Source organism: Streptomyces sp. NPDC127068 (assembly GCF_042724695.1).
In the GTDB taxonomy this organism is placed as follows: Bacteria; Actinomycetota; Actinomycetes; order Streptomycetales; family Streptomycetaceae; genus Streptomyces.
Genome location: NZ_JBHXEN010000064.1, coordinates 1 through 19824, shown reverse-complemented (window position 1 = coordinate 19824; position 19824 = coordinate 1). Strand labels below are relative to the sequence as shown.

The 19824-nt window shown below is 66.1% G+C and carries 14 protein-coding genes, 1 pseudogene and 2 CRISPR repeat arrays; of the genes and pseudogenes, 5 read left to right on the top strand and 10 right to left on the bottom strand.

From position 1 onward, the window contains the following. Positions 1-7: 7 nt before the first annotated feature. Together ACFWIA_RS30515 and ACFWIA_RS30510 are read right to left on the bottom strand one after the other, a co-directional pair. Positions 8-813 (bottom strand): annotated as a pseudogene (locus tag ACFWIA_RS30515) (IS5 family transposase). A 37-nt stretch (positions 814-850) separates the two neighbouring features. Then, entirely contained in the window at positions 851-1105 is a 255-nt protein-coding gene (locus ACFWIA_RS30510) for a DUF6332 family protein (protein ID WP_387010491.1), read from the bottom strand. 371 nt (positions 1106-1476) lie between these two features. Between ACFWIA_RS30510 and ACFWIA_RS30505 the strand changes: the two genes are divergently transcribed. Beyond that, on the top strand, positions 1477-3357 hold the full coding sequence (locus ACFWIA_RS30505) for an ATP-dependent endonuclease (RefSeq protein WP_387010490.1): 1881 nt from the start codon (positions 1477-1479) through the stop codon (positions 3355-3357). Next, a complete protein-coding gene (locus tag ACFWIA_RS30500; protein WP_387010489.1) occupies positions 3354-5255 on the top strand; it encodes a UvrD-helicase domain-containing protein in 1902 nt (633 codons plus the stop codon). The genes ACFWIA_RS30505 and ACFWIA_RS30500 overlap by 4 nt, the downstream gene beginning before the upstream one ends. Before the next feature lie 1038 nt (positions 5256-6293). Beyond that, a CRISPR array of direct repeats spans positions 6294-6676; the repeat unit is 28 nt; unit sequence GAGCTACCCCTGCGTGGGCGGGGACGAC. A gap of 663 nt (positions 6677-7339) precedes the next feature. Further along, positions 7340-7672: direct repeats of the CRISPR family, unit length 28 nt; unit sequence GAGCTACCCCCGCGCTGGCGGGGCCGAC. Between the two features lie 322 nt (positions 7673-7994). Here the strand turns inward: ACFWIA_RS30500 and ACFWIA_RS30495 are convergent. Together ACFWIA_RS30495 and ACFWIA_RS30490 are read right to left on the bottom strand one after the other, a co-directional pair. Continuing rightward, positions 7995-8846 (bottom strand): helix-turn-helix domain-containing protein, encoded by an 852-nt coding sequence (locus tag ACFWIA_RS30495; RefSeq protein ID WP_387010488.1) that lies wholly within the window; start codon positions 8844-8846, stop codon positions 7995-7997. Positions 8847-8858: 12 nt separating this feature from the next. Continuing rightward, positions 8859-9590: a DUF6879 family protein gene (locus ACFWIA_RS30490; RefSeq protein ID WP_387010487.1), complete on the bottom strand. Its 732-nt coding sequence runs from the start codon at positions 9588-9590 to the stop codon at positions 8859-8861. Positions 9591-9761: 171 nt separating this feature from the next. On the opposite strand from ACFWIA_RS30490, the gene ACFWIA_RS30485 reads away from it, so the two are divergent. Continuing rightward, positions 9762-9965 carry a hypothetical protein gene (locus tag ACFWIA_RS30485; RefSeq protein WP_387010486.1) on the top strand — a complete coding sequence of 68 codons (204 nt, stop codon included), beginning with the start codon at positions 9762-9764 and terminating at the stop codon, positions 9963-9965. Continuing rightward, a complete protein-coding gene (locus ACFWIA_RS30480; RefSeq protein WP_387010485.1) occupies positions 9962-10387 on the top strand; it encodes a hypothetical protein in 426 nt (141 codons plus the stop codon). The genes ACFWIA_RS30485 and ACFWIA_RS30480 overlap by 4 nt, the downstream gene beginning before the upstream one ends. Before the next feature lie 751 nt (positions 10388-11138). Here ACFWIA_RS30480 and ACFWIA_RS30475 read toward each other — a convergent pair. From ACFWIA_RS30475 to ACFWIA_RS30465, 3 genes are read right to left on the bottom strand one after another with little or no spacing between them, the layout of a single operon-like run. Next, a complete protein-coding gene (locus ACFWIA_RS30475; protein WP_387010484.1) occupies positions 11139-11666 on the bottom strand; it encodes a hypothetical protein in 528 nt (175 codons plus the stop codon). Positions 11667-11681: 15 nt separating this feature from the next. After that, a complete protein-coding gene (locus tag ACFWIA_RS30470; RefSeq protein WP_387010483.1) occupies positions 11682-12974 on the bottom strand; it encodes a NucA/NucB deoxyribonuclease domain-containing protein in 1293 nt (430 codons plus the stop codon). A 55-nt stretch (positions 12975-13029) separates the two neighbouring features. Beyond that, positions 13030-14346 (bottom strand): hypothetical protein, encoded by a 1317-nt coding sequence (locus ACFWIA_RS30465; RefSeq protein ID WP_387010482.1) that lies wholly within the window; start codon positions 14344-14346, stop codon positions 13030-13032. Between the two features lie 860 nt (positions 14347-15206). Here ACFWIA_RS30465 and ACFWIA_RS30460 point away from each other — a divergent pair. Then, on the top strand, positions 15207-15785 hold the full coding sequence (locus tag ACFWIA_RS30460) for a hypothetical protein (protein ID WP_387010481.1): 579 nt from the start codon (positions 15207-15209) through the stop codon (positions 15783-15785). A gap of 458 nt (positions 15786-16243) precedes the next feature. Here the strand turns inward: ACFWIA_RS30460 and ACFWIA_RS30455 are convergent, their stop codons facing one another. The 3 genes from ACFWIA_RS30455 to ACFWIA_RS30445 form a co-directional block, all read right to left on the bottom strand. Beyond that, positions 16244-16390 (bottom strand): hypothetical protein, encoded by a 147-nt coding sequence (locus tag ACFWIA_RS30455; RefSeq protein WP_387010480.1) that lies wholly within the window; start codon positions 16388-16390, stop codon positions 16244-16246. A 419-nt stretch (positions 16391-16809) separates the two neighbouring features. Beyond that, positions 16810-16998, bottom strand: a complete 189-nt coding sequence (locus tag ACFWIA_RS30450) for a hypothetical protein (RefSeq protein WP_387010479.1) — start codon at positions 16996-16998, stop codon at positions 16810-16812. A 1788-nt stretch (positions 16999-18786) separates the two neighbouring features. Continuing rightward, on the bottom strand, positions 18787-19356 hold the full coding sequence (locus ACFWIA_RS30445) for a Uma2 family endonuclease (protein ID WP_387010478.1): 570 nt from the start codon (positions 19354-19356) through the stop codon (positions 18787-18789). Between the last annotated feature and the right edge of the window lie 468 nt (positions 19357-19824).

Here is a 19824-nt window from a genome sequence, read left to right as displayed (position 1 = left end):
AGTCATCTCATTTGGCGAGTCTGCGATAGCAGATGAGGGTGCACGCGAGGCTCGCGAAGGCGAGGAAGTGCTCGGCCTTGCGCTCATAGCGGCGGTGGAGTCGGCGGCAGCCGGCGAGCCAGGCCATCGTGCGTTCGATGGTCCAACGGTGCAGCCCGAGTCGCTGTGAGGTCTCAACGCCTTTGCGAGCGATGCGGTGCTGGATGCCGCGTCGTGACAGCCATTGCCGCAGATGACGGTAGTCATAACCATTGTCGGCGTGGAGCTTGTTAGGCCTGCGCCGACGGGGTCCCCGGCGGGACCGAATCGGGGGTATGCCCTTCACTCACGGGATCAGCGCCTGGCTGTCGTGGACGTTGGCCCCCGAAATGCCGACGGACAGGGGCAGACCGGTCCGTTCGGGGATCAGATGGATCTTCGAGCCGAACTTGCCCCGGTCAACAGGATTCGGACCTGTCAGGTCCCCCTTGTCAGGGCACGCATGTTCACCGAGTCGATCGCACACCGCGACCAGTCCAGGTCGCCACGTGCACCGAGTTCGTCGAGGACCAAGCGGTGCAGCTTGGCCCAGACTCTGGCCTTCGTCCACTCAGTGAACCTGCGGTGGGCCGTCGCGCCAGACGATCCGAAGGACGCCGCCGGCAACTGCTGCCATGTGCAGCCCGAAGTCGCCACGAACACGATCGCAGCCAGCACCTCACGGTCGCCGTGACGGCGCCGGCCGCCTCCCTGCGGTCGTGATGGCGCCTCCGGAACCACCCGCTGGAACAGCTCCCACAGCTCACCCGGCACCAGCCGCTCAACGATCCCCACGCTGAGAGGCTACCGGCCCTAATGGAAAATTCCGTGGTCAGCGGCCCAAGCGGCGCTGTTTGTCGAACCGAAGCAGCACCCGCACAAGACGCCACACTCCGGCTACCGCTCCGAGCAGCGCGCCGCCCACCAAGACGTGCCTCTCTGCCGATCCAGAGAGGTCAAGGGTCAGGGCGAAAGACCAGGCAAGGGTAAAAATCAACCCCGCCAGCACGGCAGCAGTCACCAGGGCGAAGACGATCTCCACCGTCATCGCGTCCTTCTCCCACCGCGACTCACTCCCCATGTCCATACTGAAAGTCTCACATCACGGTCAAGTTCTCGCGCCTGCGCCGCACCCTCGCGGGTGGCGTGGTGACCAATTGAGATGCCCCCTTAGACTCGATGTCGGCGATCAGGGCGAGGTCTTGCGGGGAGTGGGGCCCTCATTCTCGCGCTGGTCGGCCGGGTCAGCCAAGGCCATCACGGTGGCCCGCAGGAGCACGGCCGTTCGGGCCTGCGAGGCGCCCGAGACCCTTGTCTCCCGCAATCTGCTGGATTCCCGGTGCGGCGACCTCGGAGAGCATAGGATCTCGCAAGTATCGATCACGGGCCGCCCAGCCCGGGGGACTCCTTCCCGGAGAAGAGGGCGCCGCGGCCCCGTCGGCGGGGGAATCTGTGTACTTGGCGCATCTTCGGGTCGAGAACTTCCGGGTCTTCGGAGCTGCGGCCCAGAGCGAGGGCGAGACGGACGCGTCGCTGGACCTGTCGTTCACGGCCGGGACGAACGTGCTAGTCGGCGAGAACGACAGCGGGAAGACGGCGATCATCGATGCGATCCGGTTGTGCCTGCAGACCGCAGCGACGGACTACTACCGGGTCTCCCAGGACGACTTCCACCTCGGAAAGGACGGGCGGGCGGAGACCTTCACCATTGTGTGCGGGTTCACCGCCCTGTCGACCGAGGAGCAGGCGGTCTTCCTGGAATTGCTTACCCACGACCGCGGCGGCGCCGCCTGGCTTTGTGTGACGTTCAAGGCCCAGCGGATGGACCCGGTCCGGAACCGCATCTCGGTCACCACCCGGACCGGACCGGACGGCAACGGCCCCGCCCTCGACGGCGCCGCACGCGAACTCCTGCGTGCCACCTACCTGCGCCCCCTTCGCGACGCGGAGGCGGAACTGCGCTCGGGCCGCGGATCACGGCTGTCCCAGATCCTCGCTGGCTACCCGGCGATGAAGGACCAGGGCATCGATGACTACGACCCCGAGGGTGACGACCCTCCGTCCACTCTGGTGGGGATCCTGCGCCGCGCCGAGCACGACATCCGATGCAACGATGCCGTCTCTGATGTGAGCCAGGACATCAACTCGGCTTACCTGCAGCGGTTCGCCATCGGCGACGACGTCCTGCGCGCCAAGATCAGCGTCGCAACCGACGCGACGCTGGCCCGTGCGCTGGAACGGCTCGAACTGAACCTCTTCGCTGAGTCCGACGAGTGGACACGCCGCGGGCTCGGCTACAACAATGCCTTGTTCATGGCAGCGAAGCTCCTCCTGCTGGGCAAGAGCGAACTGGCACCCCTTTTGCTGATCGAGGAGCCCGAGGCGCACCTCCACCCTCAGCTCCAGACCCGGATCATGGACCTGCTCCGCGACAAGGCCCAGGGTCCGCAGGAAGCTGGCAGGGCCCCGGTCCAGGTCATCCTCACCACCCACAGCCCCAACCTCGCCTCGTCGACGCCGGTCGAGTGCCTGACCCTAGTCGTCGGGGCCCGCACCTTTCCGCTGCGGCGCGGAATCACGCGCCTGACCGGCGAGGACTACGCGTTCCTGACCCGGTTTCTGGACGTCACCAAGGCCAACATGTTCTTCGCCCGCGGCCTGGCGATGGTCGAGGGCGACGCCGAGGCGATCTTCCTGCCCGCTCTCGCCGCCGCCCTGGGCATGCCCTTCAACAAGCACGGCGTCAGCGTGGTCAACGTCGGCCACGTCGGCCTGTTCCGGTACAGCCGCGTCTTCCAGCGCTCCGGCGAGCAGATACCCGTTCCCGTTGCCTGTATCCGCGACCGCGACCTCGTCCCCGCCAGGACCTCGGAGAAAATGCGCGGCAGCTTGAAGTGCTGGGACGAGATGACGGAGCAGGAGATCGCCGCGCACATTGCGGGCCTCGCCAGCGACGACGGCGGGCCGGTGAAGACATTTGTGTCGAACTGGTGGACGCTGGAGTACGACCTCGCCGTCACGTCCTGGACCATGGCCAGACTGATGCACCGCGCGGTCAAGCTCGCATCCGTCGCAGAACGGTCCTGGCCGGACGCCGCCAAGACCGATCAGGTCATCGCACGGGCCGACAAGGTCGTCGACCGCTGGCTGCGTCAGAAGGTCCCCCTCGAGCAGGCTGCTCTGGCTATCTACAGACCGCTCAAGCTCAACAGCGCGAGCAAGTCGATCACCGCGCAGTTCGCCGCGCAGCTCCTCGCTTCCACCTCGGTAACAAAGGGCGACGTCCCGCCCTATCTGGTCGACGCCTTCAAGCACCTGTGCGGCGAGGCGGCCCTGTGACCGGCGCCTACCTGTCCGATGCCTTCGCCACACACAAGGTGGAGGCCATGGTGAAGCTCCTCGGGCTTGACCCGCTTGACGCCGAGCAGTGGGATTTCTTGCAGAGCGAGACCACACAGGACCTACAGGCCGCCCCGGGGTCGGGCAAGACCACATTGATCGGGCTCAAGCTCGCGCTCATGGCCGACGCATGGACCTCCGTGACGTGCGGGGTGTGCGTGCTGTCCCACACCAACACGGCCAAGAATGAGATTGCTGACCGGGTGGCCTCCCTCGCCGCCGGGCGGAGCCTGCTGCGCTACCCGCACTTCATCGGCACCATCCAGTCCTTCGTGCACACCTTCCTCGCGCTGCCGGCCGTGCGGGCCAAGGGCGTCGAGGTCCGGTCCATCGACGACGCGGCCTTCGAGACCGCAGCAATCCGGCTCCTGCAGCACCCCAACTACTCCACGCTGCGCAGCTACGTGGAACGCCAGCACGACGGCACCGGCATCGTTAGCGGAGCGACGTTCACCTACAAGGGCGGCGAGCTCGTGGTCACCGGAGCGACCAGGGAACCCCCCTTTCGCGCCGAGACGGCCAGCGGCAAGCAACTGTCCAACCTCAAGTGGAGTCTGGCCCGTCGAGGCGTCTTCCGCTACCAGGATATGTACGCCATCGCCCATCAGTACCTCGCCGAGCACCCAGGCATCGTCCCGGCCGTCTCCGCGCGCTTCCCGTTCGTTCTCCTCGACGAGATGCAGGACACTAGCGTCACCCAGCACGAACTGCTAGACCTCATCTTCGCCTCCTCGCCCGCCGTGGTACAGCGAGTAGGCGACACCAATCAGGGCATCTACAGTGACGCCGACGCCGTGAGCGGACCTGCCTCGTTCCCACTGCCCGGTGCCGCGGAGCTGCCAGTCAGTCGCCGCTTCGGACCGCAGATCGCGGCAGTGGCCAGTCGCCTGGCCGTCCGTCGTCCCCAGCAAGTCCACGGAGCCGGTCCCGACGGCCAGGTGGCGGTATTGCTGTTCGACGAGGCCACGGCGACCCACGTTGTGCCGACCTTCGAACGCATGGCCGCCGCGATCGTCCCCGAGGACATCCTTCTCAGGCGTCCCCCGCGTGTGTTGGGCGCGCGGCAGGACCGGGGAGGCTCCCAGGCTTACCCACAGTCGATCTCCTGCTACGTGCCCGGCTACACCCCGCCGGGCCGCCCGATGGCACACCGCATCCTGATCGACACGGCCCGCGCGGCAGGGACCCAGTGGAGGTCCGGCGCAAACAGCCACGAAGCGGCCACCGAGTTGTGGAATGCCCTGCGCGCGTCCTTTGCGCCCCTGACCGGCGAAGCGTTACCGGCGCTGGGCCGCCTTGAGAGGTCTGCGGTGACTTCCGGCGGCAAGGTACGGATCCTGCTGCGCGAACTCCTCACCCATGGATCCACGTTCAGCGAGGCAACTTGGGGCATGATCGCCGAGCAGCTCAACGTTCAGATGGAGCTGCTCGCCGACCGGCCGCTGAAGACCGTCGGCCTGGAGTTCACCCCCGCAGCCGAGGTTGCCGCAGCAGTGGGCGGCGTCCCCAGGGACTCCGCCGCAGTGCCGGCGGTGCGCTCCGTACCCGGGACCATCCAGAGCGCGAAGGGCGAGACCCACGCGGCGACGCTGATCCTGGAGTGCCTTGAGAAGACCGGTAAGAAGTTCGACGTGACCGAGGCGCTACGCATGGTCGCGGAGGGGAGCGACCCCCAGCGGGAGCTGAAGAGCATCCGGGCCGCTGTGCAGCTCGTCTTTGTCGGGGCGACACGCCCCACTCACCTGCTGGTGCTCGCCGCCCACCGAGACCGCAGCCAGCGATACGCGAAGGTAATGATCGACGCGGGCTGGGACGTCCGGGACCTCACCGAACACTGACCCCTGCATCCGTCCCTACGGAACCGTCCCGCCGGCCTGGCTGGAGGGCGTCTCCGTCACCCACAAGGAGCTTCGCGTCGCCGCATGATCGCCGTCCTGCCGCGTCATCCGGTCTCAGCGTTGTGGGGGCGGTGGCGCCGAGCGCTGTGGCAGCACCCGGACTGTGCCGCCTCTTTCGCTCGGCGCTGACGTCCTTGACCCACGTCGAGCGGCACCCCCTCGTCACACACCTGACGCCGCCGCCCCCCTTTGCCGCAGCAGACCAACGAACTCCCCTGCGTGGGCGGGGACGACGAGCGGTTCGCGGCGGGCGCGGCGCAGGGCCTCGAGCTACCCCTGCGTGGGCAGGGACGACAAGCACCTGGCCGACCGGTGCGGGCCGGGTCAGCATGTTCCCGGAGGTGCGTCCGATCGAGCTACCCCCGCGTGGGCGGGGCGGACCGGGCGTCGGCGGCGGCGTCGCGGAGGTAGGCGGAGCTACCCCCGCATGGGCGGGGCGGACGAGCAATCGCTGGTCGACGCCAACAGCATCGAGGAGCTACCCCCGCGCTGGCGGGGCGGACCGAGTCTGCATGGCGTGTCTGCGGGTCTGGTGGGAGCTACCCCCGCGCTGGCGGGGCGGACGTTTGGGGCACTACAAGTGCCCCCGCTGACGACGAGCTACCCCCGCGCTGGCGGGGCGGACACTTGGTGACCTGTGGGTTTGTGGCGTGATCATGGTGTTTTGCTTTACATGCTTCAGGGCTGGGCCTGTGTGGGTTGAGGGTCTATCGCACTCTACTGTTCCTACTCGGTGCTGTGTTGGCGCCGATGGGTCAGGCGCTTTGACCGGGCGCGGCGCGGGCATTGCCATCGGGGTGACCGGCTGGGGCATTGGCGGGCTGGTAGCGCGGCCACAGCTTCGGCACGGGCCTGTACCGCGGCGGCCCTGTCGGCGCGGACTGCTTTCACTCGGCGCTGACGTCCTCGACCCACGTCGAGCGGCACCCGCTCGTCACACACCTGACGCCGCCGCCCCCCTTTGCCGCAGCAGACCAACGAACTCCCCTGCGTGGGCGGGGACGACGCCGCTAGGCGGGCCTTGATGCCCTCGGGGCTGGAGCTACCCCTGCGTGGGCGGGGACGACGGCGTGCCGTTCCGCCAGATGGAGAAGGACTCCGAGCTACCCCTGCGTGGGCGGGGACGACCCGGCAGACCCCCGGCAGATGAGAGCTACCCCTGCGTGGGCGGGGACGACTGACTCAGAGGGTGACTCAGAGGGTTGTGGGACGAGCTACCCCTGCGTGGGCGGGGACGACGCGCAGGCCGCGCTCGGACTCGCCGTCGTCGAGGAGCTACCCCTGCGTGGGCGGGGACGACCTCGGCCTCCAGCCGCCGGAGTTGTTCCTCGACGAGCTACCCCTGCGTGGGCGGGGACGACGCTTCGTGACCTGTGGGTTTGTGGCGTGATCATGGTGTTTTGCTTAACATGCTTCACGGCCGGTTCTGTGCGGGTCGGGGTTCCATCCCACTCTACTGTTCCTGCTCGGTGTGGCGTTGGCGCCGATGTGTTGGGCGTCTGCCCGGGTGTGGCTGGACGCTGAGTCGGCTGCGGCAGCGCGAGGGGCGGTAGCTCGTCGCGGCGCATTGTTCGGGCGGCCTGCGGTCGGCGCTTCGCCACACAGCTGTCGTGGGCGCCCAGTGGAGTACTGACTCACGGATCAGGTTCTCCAGAACGAACGGCACCTGGTAGGCATCGTTGACGGTGGAAGCAGACGTGGCGATCGGACGGGCTGCGGGCAATGACGACCAGATCCGTGGGTCCGTCAGCACGCGTGCGGCTACGGCTTCGACGGGCTCAAGCCTCGACGCGGCCTGCCCAACGAGCGCCACTCCTCTCGTCGACCTCGTACGCCTACCGACCCCGGCCCACCGCGTCCCCTGGAGCACCCACCGCGCGGGGACCGTTCGACATTCACAACGCCGAGCAGCAGCCGGTCGTCACACCTGCCGTCGCTCCACCTCTGCCACCACAGATCAGCGAACTCCCCTGCCTCGGCCAAGGCAACGACCACAACAACAGATCGGCCGCCGCTCCCCCACCGAGCAACCCCCGCGCTGACGGGGCCGACGGTCACGGTGATGGTGCGGGCGATCAGTCGGTGGAGCTACCCCCGCGCTGGCGGGGCCGACGGGCTGGAACATCGTGCGGGGTCTCCCCTGAAGGAGCTACCCCCGCGCTGGCGGGGCCGACCGTGAACCAGTGCGGGCCCCGGCGGCGGGTCTCGAGCTACCCCCGCGCTGGCGGGGCCGACGCACAGGTAGCCGCTGGACGCACCGTTGCATAGGAGCTACCCCCGCGCTGGCGGGGCCGACGTGGCGGTCAGGGCGTGGGCGAGCACCGGACGGGAGCTACCCCCGCGCTGGCGGGGCCGACACTTGGTGACCTGCGGGTTTGTGGCGTGATCATGGTGTTTGCCTTTACATGCTTCACGGCCGGGCTTGTGTGGGTTGAAGTCGTTGGTACCGCAGCATCGGGCTTCCGTCCAGGTTTGGCGAGCGCTGAGTTGATGCCGCACTCGTGAGGAGGCGGTAGCGCGTCGCGGGGTACCGTTCGGACGGCCCGCGGTCTCGGCTTCGCCAGACGACCGTCGCCGTTGTAGCGGGTGTGCCGCATCGCGGCTCGCTCTCCCCGGGTGCTGCCCGCAGCCCTGGCCCTCCGAGGGAAGGCCAGGGCGCAGCCCGGGTCAGCTAGCCGGTCAGGTCAGCGCCTGCCGCGCCCCGTGGATCACGTTCTGCGCGTCGGCTCCGTACACCGCGGACGCCTCCAGGGTGTTCCAGGTGCGGAGGTACAGGGCGACGCTGGCAGCGTCGTCGAGCCACAGCTCGGCGTGCCAGTCCTCCACCACGACTCGCCGCTCGTCGTAGACCCAGAAGCCGCCCCCCGGGTAGATCTTCAAAGAGGCCGCAAAGGGGACGACACCCAGCTCCAGCGTGTCCAGGCCAATGACCGCGGCCAGCCGGTCGAGCTGTGCCGCAAGGACCGTGGGAGGGCACACCAGGGCGCGCATCGCTCCCTCCCACATCAAGATCCGGTACCGTCTCCCCGGCTCGTACAAGCCCTCCTGCCGGCGGATACGGGCGCGCACCGCGTCCTCGGTGTCCTGTGGCGACTGCATCAGGGTGGCGTGCCGAGTGAGCACGTGGCGGGCGTAGTCGGCGGTCTGAAGCATTCCGGGGACGAGGGTGCTCTCCCAGATGGTCAGCACCCGCGTCTGGTCGTGCTCGGCGGTGATCGCCTCCTGCACCGGGCGGTGACCTGAGGACAGTTGCCGGCGCCACGACCTGATGTGCGACTCGAAGCCCCGCAGTTGCGCGAGCAGCCCGTCGTACGCCTCGGGCTGCCCGGTTGCGCTCGCCCACGCCCGGAGGTCGCCAGCATCGGCAGTCTGCTTGCCGTTCTCTAGTTTGCTGACCTTGGACTTGGTCCAGGTACCACCGAGGCGGGTGGCGAGTTGTTGCCCGGTGAGCCGACCATCAGGGCAAGTCAGTCTGAGCTCCCGGAGCCTGTGTCCCAGGGCTGCGCGTGCTTGCTGGTAGTCGGTGCTCACCGGGCCTCGTCGCTAGTCGAGCTTGAACTTGCTGGATGGGACAGCATGGTGCCAGGCCGCATCGCGCACTTGGCAGTAGCGGTTGACCGCGGCCGGCTCCGTGATCAGCTCGGCGCCAGTCAGGTTGTCGTCTGCATCGAACACGAGGCGGGCGACGAGCCGCGAGTCGAACAGCCAGAAGTCCTCGTTGGGCAGGTGTAGGTGCTGGGCGTTGGTTCGGGTCAGGTTGCGGATGTCCTCGCCGACGCTGTTGTTCCTGACAGCGTTGCTGTGCAGGTACCGCTGCCCCGAGGTGGCGGGGGTGTCTACGAGCCGCACGCGTTCGATCCGCTTGCCAGCCTCTGTCTGCTGCCGAACATTGCGGCACCATGCGTCGTCGTAGTCCCAGTCGATGGGTTCCCCGGCGATGTGCTGCTGCCACGTTGCGCAGGCTTCGTCGCTGGCGTAGCGGCGCCGCGTCTCCAGGCGCCACGCTGTGTGGTTGAACGCCGTGAACAGCCGATCGAACTCGTCATCGGCGTTGATGATCTGGGGCGTCTCGTCGCGGGGGCCGAAGTCGACCAGAGTGTTGCGGGGGACGATCACGGCGACCTCACCGTCATCGAAATGCTGGAGCTGCTTGAGGTCGGCGGGGTCCGTGACCTGTGCCCCGTGGACGACGACCTCCCCACTGTCGAGGTCTTCGTGTACGCCCGGGCAACCGCCCCCGCCGGAGCCGGTGCCGTTGAAGCGCAGTCGTCGCATAGGTCCTCCGGTGTGATGAGCGATGTGGCTCCCAGCCTTTCCGAGGTCAACGCTCTTGACACGCACAGGGATTGACACGCATGGGAAACCTTGCGCAACTCTGCCGATGAGTCAAGAGACTTCGTGAAACTGGGGATGCGGCGAGAAACCCTGCGCTTCTACCGTCCGCCTATGGCTACCAGACCAGCCCTCGATGTCACCGTCGTCCCGTTTCCCGGCGTCGAGTTCCTGCGGCAGGCCCTCGACGGGGCGGGACTCGTGCTGCCGTCCCTCGCGGTAGCCCAGGGAGCCCCCGCTCTCGTCGACCTCGGCCGCGTGCGTGCGGTTGTCGCGCTGCGGCTGTCGGACGTCCTCCAGCGAGGGGCGGCGGCATGAGCGAGGAACCGGCGGCCGTCGTCGTTTTCGAGCCCGAGCCGGAGACGACTCCGCCCGAGTTGCTGACCGACCGGCTGGTGGAGTGGGCCGCGGAGGTGGACCACTCGATGCGGGCCGCGGTCACCGCGCTCGTCCAGGAGGACGCCGTCCTGGCCCGAGCGGATGTTCGTGCCCTGCTCCTGGTCGACACGGGGATGCGGGTGTACTGCGAGTGGACCCGGTTCGAGGACCAGTACCGCAAGGCCCTCGTCCTCGACACGAGCGAGCGGGCGTTCCTCGACTTCGTCGTGGCGATCGCGTTCCCACGGCAAGTGCCCCTGTGGCCGCTGGAACACCTGGGTGAGCGGCGCCTCGCGATCATCCTGCGAGCGCTGTCCACACTCGGCGGGTCTAACACGATCGCCGTGGGGGTGCGCACGTGATCTGCGTCCGCTGAAGCCAGACCATCCGAGATGGGCAGCCCTTCGACGCACGCATCCGGCACTCCATGTCCGCAGCGGGGCACACCCTATACACCCACCAAGTGGGAGCGTGCGCACTGCGACTGGCTCCCCGAACTACCCGCGCTGGCGGGGACGACCATACGACCGATCCCCTCAACCTCCCTACCCGCGAGCTACCCCTGCGTGGGCGGGGACGACAGGCGGGTGACCATGCGGAGCAGGAGCGCGTACGAGCTACCCCTGCGTGGGCGGGGACGACCCACCAGTACACGGACACAAGGGAGAAACCATGGAGCTACCCCTGCGTGGGCGGGGCCGACAACAGGGGACCCAGGCCGAACCCCCGCAACGCCGAGCTACCCCCGCGCTGGCGGGGGGGTAGCTCTTCGTCTTTCACGACGCTTTGTTTTACATACTGTTGTTCACGGTCTTCACCGACGCTTTGAACAGGCGGCCCACAACTCAACCTTGCCTCTCCATTAGCGCCGACACCGCCAGCAACCGCACAGCCGCCTACGCGTCCGGCGCCCAGACCCGCACATCCCTACCAGGGTAGTCACACCATCAACGAGCCCTAAATCAAAGCGTTTCGGATTAATAGGACGGGCTGGTAGTTACTACGAGCAGCTGCGACCTCACCCGGTGGATATGCGGGAAGATGTGGTCATCGCCTTACGCGACATGGCGCCTACAGAGGACCACCAGCGGGAGGCTCTGCCGTCCCTCATCCCTACTGGATGGGGTCGTTGACGGGTTCCGGTTCCCGGATGTAGGCAAGGTCGAGGACGTAGCGTTCAACGACCGGGCACTCCTCCCACGCTTGAACAAGGTAGCCGTCGGGAGTGTCGTCCGTGACGTTTTGGAGTGTGGAGGCATAGTACTCGGCTGCCGCTTCTCGGTTCTGCCACCAAGCGTGGCCGTCGTAGACACCTGGTCGGGGCAGGCTGATGTCGCCTGCTGGCCCGGAGTCAAGTTGACCGATGACGAGGATGCCCGTCGCTGATTCGAGACTGATGTTGACGTGGCCTTCGGCGTCAGCGGGTGGCGAAGGTGGTGTGTCCCAGACACGGATGACAACTTGGACGGCCATGTCTGGTTGCAGGCTGAGAAGGTACAAGTGGTAGCCGTTGCCGGCGACAACCTGTACCTCCGCAGCATCCAGGGCCGCTTCATCGCCTTCGTAGGCTTCAACGTCGTACACCTGTAGAACACCGCGGCCGGGAGTGGCCTTCAGCGCGTGTTCGGCGAGCAGTGTCACGGGAATGAGACCTCTCTATTCATTGATTATCTTCACATAAAATGGGTCTTTATCTAGCACTCTATTGTTGGTGTACGTCAAATTAAGAGCATTTCCGCTCTTGCGATTATCCATGCCGCTAATCAGGCGGACGGAAAATCGTTCGCCTCCGCTCGTGGAGCCTTCGTGGGTGGTAGCAAAAGGATACTCATCACACTCCAGGCGGCTCCCTTCGTAATTCCCCCAGACTTTCTTGCATTCTTTGATGGATTTTTCACGGTTGTCTTTCTTCTTGACCTCATCAATCATCCGATGAAGCGGCGTCGTGAGACCTGGGATCGTCTTTCCCGGCCAGGATGGGAAGGTGCGTTCGGGACGATTCAGGGCATCGTAAATATGAAGTGCGCTTTCGTCTACTAGCGGATCATTCTGGTTCAGGACGAGCTCCACTCGGGCTTCCGTGAAGACCGTTCCTCTATGTTTACCCGCCACATGACCAGCGTAGTCATAGCGAACACTGGAGGTGTAAGTGGCGCTACCGCCTTCATAAGGGGAGGAGTTGGGGGAACTGACGCTTAGGTCCATCGAAATGGTCGAAAAGACGCGTTGGTAATTTCCCTGGCGGTACAGAGGCCCCTTGTGTGGTGAGGTGTAGGTAAGGGTCCATTTAGGCGCACCGTCCCACACTCCGAGAAGTTCATCGCGTTCCGTGGCCTGTGGTGCAGTTACCGTGGCATCCGCGTCGCTTTCCGAAGCGTTGGTGCTCTCACGGAAGTGCTGCCCGATGCGCCACTTGGTGGCGTCCTCGTGCGGTTCGGGTTGGACGACTATGTTCTCGATACTGGCGATGTAGTCGACGCGGCGATCTCCATCATGGGTGAAGCCGAGAACCCATTGATCGAACCAGAGGCGGCCGATCGTGGTAGTGCCCCGCTTATCACGTAAGACCAGATCAAACGGACGCTTTTGGCAACTCTCGAATCGAGATTTGATCCACCCCCGCGCGGTCTTTGCCCGCTCCGCGTGTGTAGCGCACTGCTGCCGCAAGAGATTCTGATCATTGGCGGGAACGGGATTACTCATTGTCTGCCGCGCTACGGGCTTCGCGCCTTGCTGTCGAGCGTAGTCGGCGTACGAGATGGGGTGGTTGAAGCCTCGCAGCTCATTGGCGGGCAGGGATGCAGCATCTACGAACGCCCCGGCCTCGGGAGTCGAATTTCTCATGGTTGAGGTGAAGTTGGCGGCGGTGGTGGTCGGGGTAAGCAACGCCAGAGCTGCTGTGGCAGCGGCGCCACGCACGAGGCGTTTGAGTGCAGTGTGTACGCTCACCAATGGTCTCCGAGTAAGTGCGATGAGAGGACGGGAAACTGTGGCACGTGACTTGTCACGGAGTGTTGCAGGGTTCGCCCCAACATGCTTCTAGCAGGGCACCTGTGTATGCACAGTAGCGGGCGACCAATCCGTCGAAGAGGCGGCCGGTGTGTTGCAGTCCAGGGGTAGGGCTAGTGGAGGAAACTGTCCAGGTTCCGTCAGTACTCTTCGTGCCTTCTGAGTGTCGCGCGCCCGCCCGGGCGGGTGAAGTAGGCGATTCGACAGACAGAGTGTTCCCGGGTACGTCGAAGGCGGTGGCGGCTCGAGTTCGTATGTCGGCGGACGATATATCTGCACGGGCTGAGTCGCCCTCGGAACTACCGCCGGAAGGCAATGCAGCGGCGTTGCAAATCCGTACGGTGACCACACACTCCGACAAGCCAGGTACGGTGGTCAGGCAACTATCGGGATCAGTCTCCATGCAAGCCTGTAAAGCGTGCTGATCCACGCCATTGAATGTGGAGGGAAGAGTAGCTCCGTGAATTGATGGTCCGTGCAGGGACGGAGTTGTTGTCATCCCTGGCGAAGCCACGGCAGCAGCCTGCCGGCGCGGTTTACTCACGCTCCATTGGGTGAACTCGCTGCTATCAGTGAGCCTGACAGTGAAGCAGTTTGGCGGCTTCTGGGTTGTGCTACATCCAGGCAGAGTGACGGATCTAGCCACATTGGCAGTCACCACCTTCTGCCACACCTTGTTCCCCGTCATGAATTGCAGTCGGTTCCCGATCGAAGGAACATCTATGAATGTCTGCCCAGTAACCTCAAGGCCGACGTCGATGCGATTGGTGTTGCCACCGATCACCTTCAATTGATTTGCAGTGGAACCAACTTTGTTGAAGTCGTAAAGAATGTCCCACTGATCTCCCGTATCCTGACGGAGCGTCATATAGGTATGGTTACGACCATCCGGCTTGTTCGGGTTAACTCCGGCCGTGATGGCCTTCAGGCGACCGCCACCAGCCGCCTGCTCCATCCACCGCGGCCCGTACGTGTGCGTGGTCTTCCCGGTCTTCTCTGCATAAAGGCCGATCTCAATATTTGGAGAGAACGAACTAGTCGCCGTGTTAGGCATGAGGCGCACATAGTTAGCTGCCTTGACAGTTGCTGACCCCGTGTCGACCTGATCGAAAGCAATCGGAACGTTTCGCCATGCAGCGAACCCCCCGATCATCGGCTCGCCCGGCTGACTGCACGTCATAGCCCAGAAGGTGATACGAGCATTGTAGAGAAGGCTGCACTCTTGGGTCGGCGCGGCAGCACTCGCCACGGGGGCAATACCGAGAACAGCGAACACGGTAGTCACGGCGCAAACCGAGGCCAGAATTTTCATGCGCGAACGACGCAAGTTTCCCCCAGGAAGCAATCAGGTAATAGTCAGAACAGAATCTACAGTCGTGCTCATCTGATTCGCCCTGTGAGTGCGCCCAGTTGACTTGATCTCGATGCGTGATCCACCTCACGCCGCCACCCACGCCTACACCAACGACTCCCATCTGGGAGCCCCTGCTCCGGCGGGCAGGCACCCAGGTCAACGACGACGAAGAGCAGGACACCGCCACCGCCGATGCCGCAGGCGGGGCCCTGGGAAGTCGACCACAAGCGATGCACCTGCATGTGCGACCACGTCCACCCCGCCACGGCTGCACTATCGGCTTCCTCGAGCCCATCACGGGGCCGACGGACGGGTCCGCGTCGGGGCGAGCTACCCCCGCGTGGGCGGGGACGACCTGCCATCCGTCGTCGGCGCGGGTCACCTCAGCGAGCTACCCCTGCGTGGGCGGGGACGACCGGGGGCGGTGGTGGACGACGACAGGGACGAACGAGCTACCCGTGCGTGGGCGGGGACGACAGTCGATGCCGCGGTGGCGCGGGAGGCGGTAGCTCGTCGCGGCACATCTCGGGTCCACTCGGGACGACCTCGCAGCGGCATGATGCGAGCTACCCCTGCGCTGGCGGGGGGCGGGGCCGACCAACGCACACCCCCTCGCGGGGTGGCGGAGTGCGAGCTACCCCTGCGTGTGTTGGGCAGGGACGACATGGAGTCACAGTGGTCGATCATGCCCATGGCTGAGATACCCCCGCGTGGGCTGGGGGCTCACTGAGGAACGGGCCCGCATGCGAGGGCGCGGGATGTGCTTCCACTGCCAAGGGATCTACCGCCCAAAGCATCCTGCGGACACAATCACCTTCATGGATGCAGCGGTATGGGTTGCGGCAGTCTCCGGCTTGGTCGGTACCGGAATCGGAGGTGGACTGTCGATCTGGTCCACGACCATCAACCATCGACGCCAGGCAGCAGACCGGCGAGAGTCTGAAGCTCAGGCCCGTGCCACCGCCGCGACCGAGGAAGCCCTGGAGCATCTGCTCGCCATCTGGCATGGGGCACGCCGTTCTGGAGAGCAGGACAGCGCCGCGAAGCGTTCGCTTCAAGAGCGGATCCTTACCGTTCAGGTTCTGATGCAGCGTGTACCGCATGCCGAACTGCGAGAGCGTGTACGGGTCACCACGCTCTACCTGCCTCTCTCTCCACCTGATGACACGAGGTCGTGGGAAGAGCAGCGCGTGGACCGGATCTTCTTGTGTGCGGACGCCGTTGCCTGCCTGGGAGCGTACTTACGCGGAGAACCGCTCCCGCACCCCACCGAACGTGTCACCCAGATAAAAGGAACTTGGCCCTTCATGGGAGCCGGCACCGACAGAGACACTTTCATCTGGGAGTCGGAAGACTCCCCTCGACAACCGGCGAACACCTCGCCTGAACCGGCCTGACGTTTGCGCAGGTACGGCTCGTCCACGGCACGAGTGCTCGGTGGCGATGTGGCCAAGGTTCTGCGCGTCCGAGGGCCAGCGCGGTGGACGGGTGCCGGGCAGAGCCCGGTGTGCCAGATGACCATGTCAGTCTCGCCTTGGGCGGCGTACGCCCCCTGCGCGGTGGTTTCGGGGAGGCGGGTGACCATCGGCTTCGTGGTGGCGACTCCGTCGTCGCGGACCAGGCGAACCAGGCGTACGTGACAGGCTTGCCGAGGAAGGCGACGCTCTGCCGCCGTTGGTGCGTGCCGCCGCCATCATGGCCCGCAGCGCCACCCGGGCCAGGTCGACGCCGAACACTCGCTGCCGTTCATGCCCGCCCCACAGGCGGTAGCAGAGCTCCAGGTGCCCAGGCCCGCGAGGCGCTGCACGCTCGCGACGAACGCCTGAGTGAACAAGCGTTGCGCGATGTGCTCGCCTTACCAGGCGATGTGGTCGTGGGCGACCTGGTCGACGGTGGCAGCGTGGCTGCTGACGGCCAGGTTGCGGGTCAGGTCCTTGAGGACCAGTTCCTGGTCGTCGCCGGCGGTCTCCGGGACCGGGGTGGCGACGGGTGGACGGGGCACAGTCAGCAGGGCTGAGGACCCGCGCGGCCGAGACCGGTTCCTCAAGTTGCGCGGCCGCGGCTAGCTGCCCCGCGCTGGCCGGGCCGACCACCTGCCGGGGTGTGCGCACAGGCGGACCTTCGAGCTACCCCCGCGCTGGCGGGGCGGACGTCATCCCAGAGAGCAGTGCCTTGCCCAGATCCGAGCTACCCCCGCGTGGGCGGGGCCGACGTCCAGAACGGTCGACGCGTTCGCGCCGGTCGTGAGCTACCCCCGCGTGGGCGGGGACGACTACGGGACCGAACCGCGGCGGGTTCAGCGCTGGGAGCTACCCCTGCGTGGGCGGGGACGACGCGATCTGGTCGCGGGTCACGTCGGACACGTATGAGCTACCCCCGCGCTGGCGGGTGCTGGGCCTTTTCCAGCTGGGGCCGATGTGGTCAGGCTTCGCAGCGCGACCCGGTGTGGTCCAAGACCACGCCGTGGTCCTCCATCTCCCACACCCGCCAGTCGAGGACCTGCTCGTGGGCCAAGTGCTCCAGGACGAGCTCCTGCTCCTGGCCGACGTCGTCGACGACCGGGCCGGGCACGACGACCGGACATGGCGCGGGCACCACCATCGGGGACATCGACGGCCGACTGCGCGGCCGCGAAGAGGATGTCTTTGTAGGAGGCGAACGGGATGGACTCGGAGTCGAGTACCGCTCGGTCGTTGCTCCGCTCGTGACGCTGCGGCAGGCCACAGGCCAGTAGCCAGCTGTTGTTTCACGCCCTGCGGCGTTGGCCGAGCGGCCTCGGATTGAAAGAGCCGCCAGTGCCACATATTTCATGGCCTCAGCAGGGCACTCAACGGTGGTCCGCCCCCTACAAGGTCGTTACCAAAACCCGCAGGGCAGGCTGGCAGAGACGGTGAGGGTCAGCACACTGAGCACATGCGATATGAAGAGAGGGGCAAACTCGCCGCTGTGAGGTCCCTGGTCTCGGCGGTCATTCTTGTCGCTTCACCGGTGTTGCTGATAGCCGGAACACCAATTCGCCGTAGGTACCTTCGTTACGTGCACCGGGACGAGGCGCCAAGGATCCTGGAGAAGGAGCATGGCCGTGTGAGTGTCCATTGGTTCGTGATCACCAGCCCTCTCCTCGATTGGCTCTGTTGGCCCACGGAAGCACTCGCCCGACTCATCTCACGACGAGGCTGAATGGCAAGCGACGATCGCCGGCACACGGCGCAGCGAACACTTCTGCACCGACGACTGCAATCGCTGATGCCGCCTCCCAGCGTGGGCCGACCACATCAGCCTGGCACGAGCAGTCCCCGCGCTGGCGGGGCCGACCCCGGCGGGGCCGTGACCGTCACGGCTTTGCCCGAGCTACCTGCGTGGGCGGGGACGACGAGAAGCGTTCGGCCGCCGGACAGCCTGAGCACGAGCTACCCCCACGCTGGCGGGGCCGACATGATGTGGGACGACGGTGTGGTCACGCACGAGGAGCTACCCTCGCGCTGGCGAGGCGGACCCGGTTCGGCAGACCGCGCCGATGCTGCACACCGAGCTACCCGCGCTGGCGGGGCGGACACGCTCGCGCCGTACTCACCCGATCTGCCGACCGAGCTACCCCCGCGCTGGCGGGGCGGACAACGAATCGAGAAGGGCCGAAGCGACTGACGCCCTTCCTCGTGTGCCGTTACGCATGTTCGTCCCTCCCCGGCCGGTCCAACGAGCTACCCCCGCGTGGGCGGGGCGTACCCGCAGATCCGCCCTCGATCAGCGCGACCTCGAGAGCTACCCCCGCGTGGGCGGGGACGACAGCCCGTCAGCGTCCGCGGGCGCCCACGTTTCCGAGCTACCCCTGCGTGGGCAAGGACAACCCAAACCTACCTCCGGCTGCCCCGGCACTGTCCGAGCTACCCCTGCGTGGGCAGGGACGACGCGTCCGCGATCAAGGCGCTGGAGAACGTCGGGGAGCTACCCCTGCGTGGGCGGGGCCGACACCCGCCACCATCTGTACTGCGGACCGCGTGGAGAGCTACCCCCGCGCTGGCGGGGACGACATCCCGGCCGGGGTCACCCGGCCGTCCTTGTGAGAGCTACCCCCGCGCTGGCGGGGACGACTCTTCGTGACCTGTGGGTTTGTAACGTGATCATGGTGTTTTGCTTTACATGCTTCACGGCCCGGCCTGTGTGGGTTGGGCTGCTCTGCGTGGGCGTGCATGGCGGCAGGTCGTGCACTTACGGGGTTGTCTCCCGCGGGGCTTACCGTGAGTAGTTGGGGACGCGACACCGGGCGTCATCTGCCAGGCCACGAGCGGAGGAGGACGTCCCGCTGTGTGGGTGGGGGTGGCACGTTCCATGGCCTGCGGAAGCTTGTTGTGGTGGGTTGGTGTGGTGGGTTGGTGGCTGCTGGGTTTTGGTCTGGTGTTACTGCTGGGTGATTCCGGCTGGGTCGATCTTCATGGGGAACGGGGTCTCGATTCGGGTGACGGTGCCGGGGAGCGCGATCGTTTTCTCTACGTATCGGCCGGTCTCTAGTTCACTGACGATCAGGCGGGGGGCTGGGGTGAACTCGAGTCTCCAGTAGTGCGGGATTCCGGCCTCGGCGTAGAGCAAGGGCTTGATCTTGCGGTCCATGGTCCTGTTCCCGGGCGAGACCAGTTCGATGATGAGTTGGATGGCCTCGGCGTCGATGCTGACGGTGTCCTCAACGGTCGCGCCGGCGTCGGCGACGACGATGTCGGGGACGACCAGCCCGGACGGCAAGATCACATTGATCGCTTCGAGTACCTCGACCGGGGCGTCCGCGGCCTGTGCTGCCGCGTCGAGGGCGACGTGGAGTCGGTAACTAGCCCTCTGGTGGCGCACGCCTGGCGCGGGAGACATCACGAGGGACTCCCCCAGTAGTTCGTAGCGCACGGATCGGTCTTCCGGTAGGGCGAGGACATCATCGACGGTCCAGGGCCCATGGTGGTGCGCGAAGCTGGCAACGCTCATTTCCCTTCACCTCCATCACGTGCCCACCAGTGTGCCCCGCACCAGACGACACCGTCCCCACCACACCGACCGGAACACACAACAACACTCCCTGTCCAAACGGGCCCTGGCCCATGAACCGCAGATGCCACCACGCTGACGGGGACGACGCCCACGGCGAGCTACCCCTGCGTGGGCGGGGCCGACCCGCACGGCACTCCGCTGTCCGGCGCGGTCGTGGAGCTACCCCTGCGCTGGCGGGGACGACACCGCTCCAGACCAGGAGGACCCGATGCCCCACGAGCTACCCCCGCGCTGGCGGGGCCGACGAGCAGGAGGGCTACGTCCGCGAGGCACAGCGGGAGCTACCCCCGCGTGGGCGGGGCCGACTCTAAGAGGTCGTTTCCTCCCGTTCTTTCATCCTGTTATGCGAGCTTGATCCGGTGATGTCGGGTCGCGCCAGGAGATGGTGCTCTCGCTGGTCAGGCG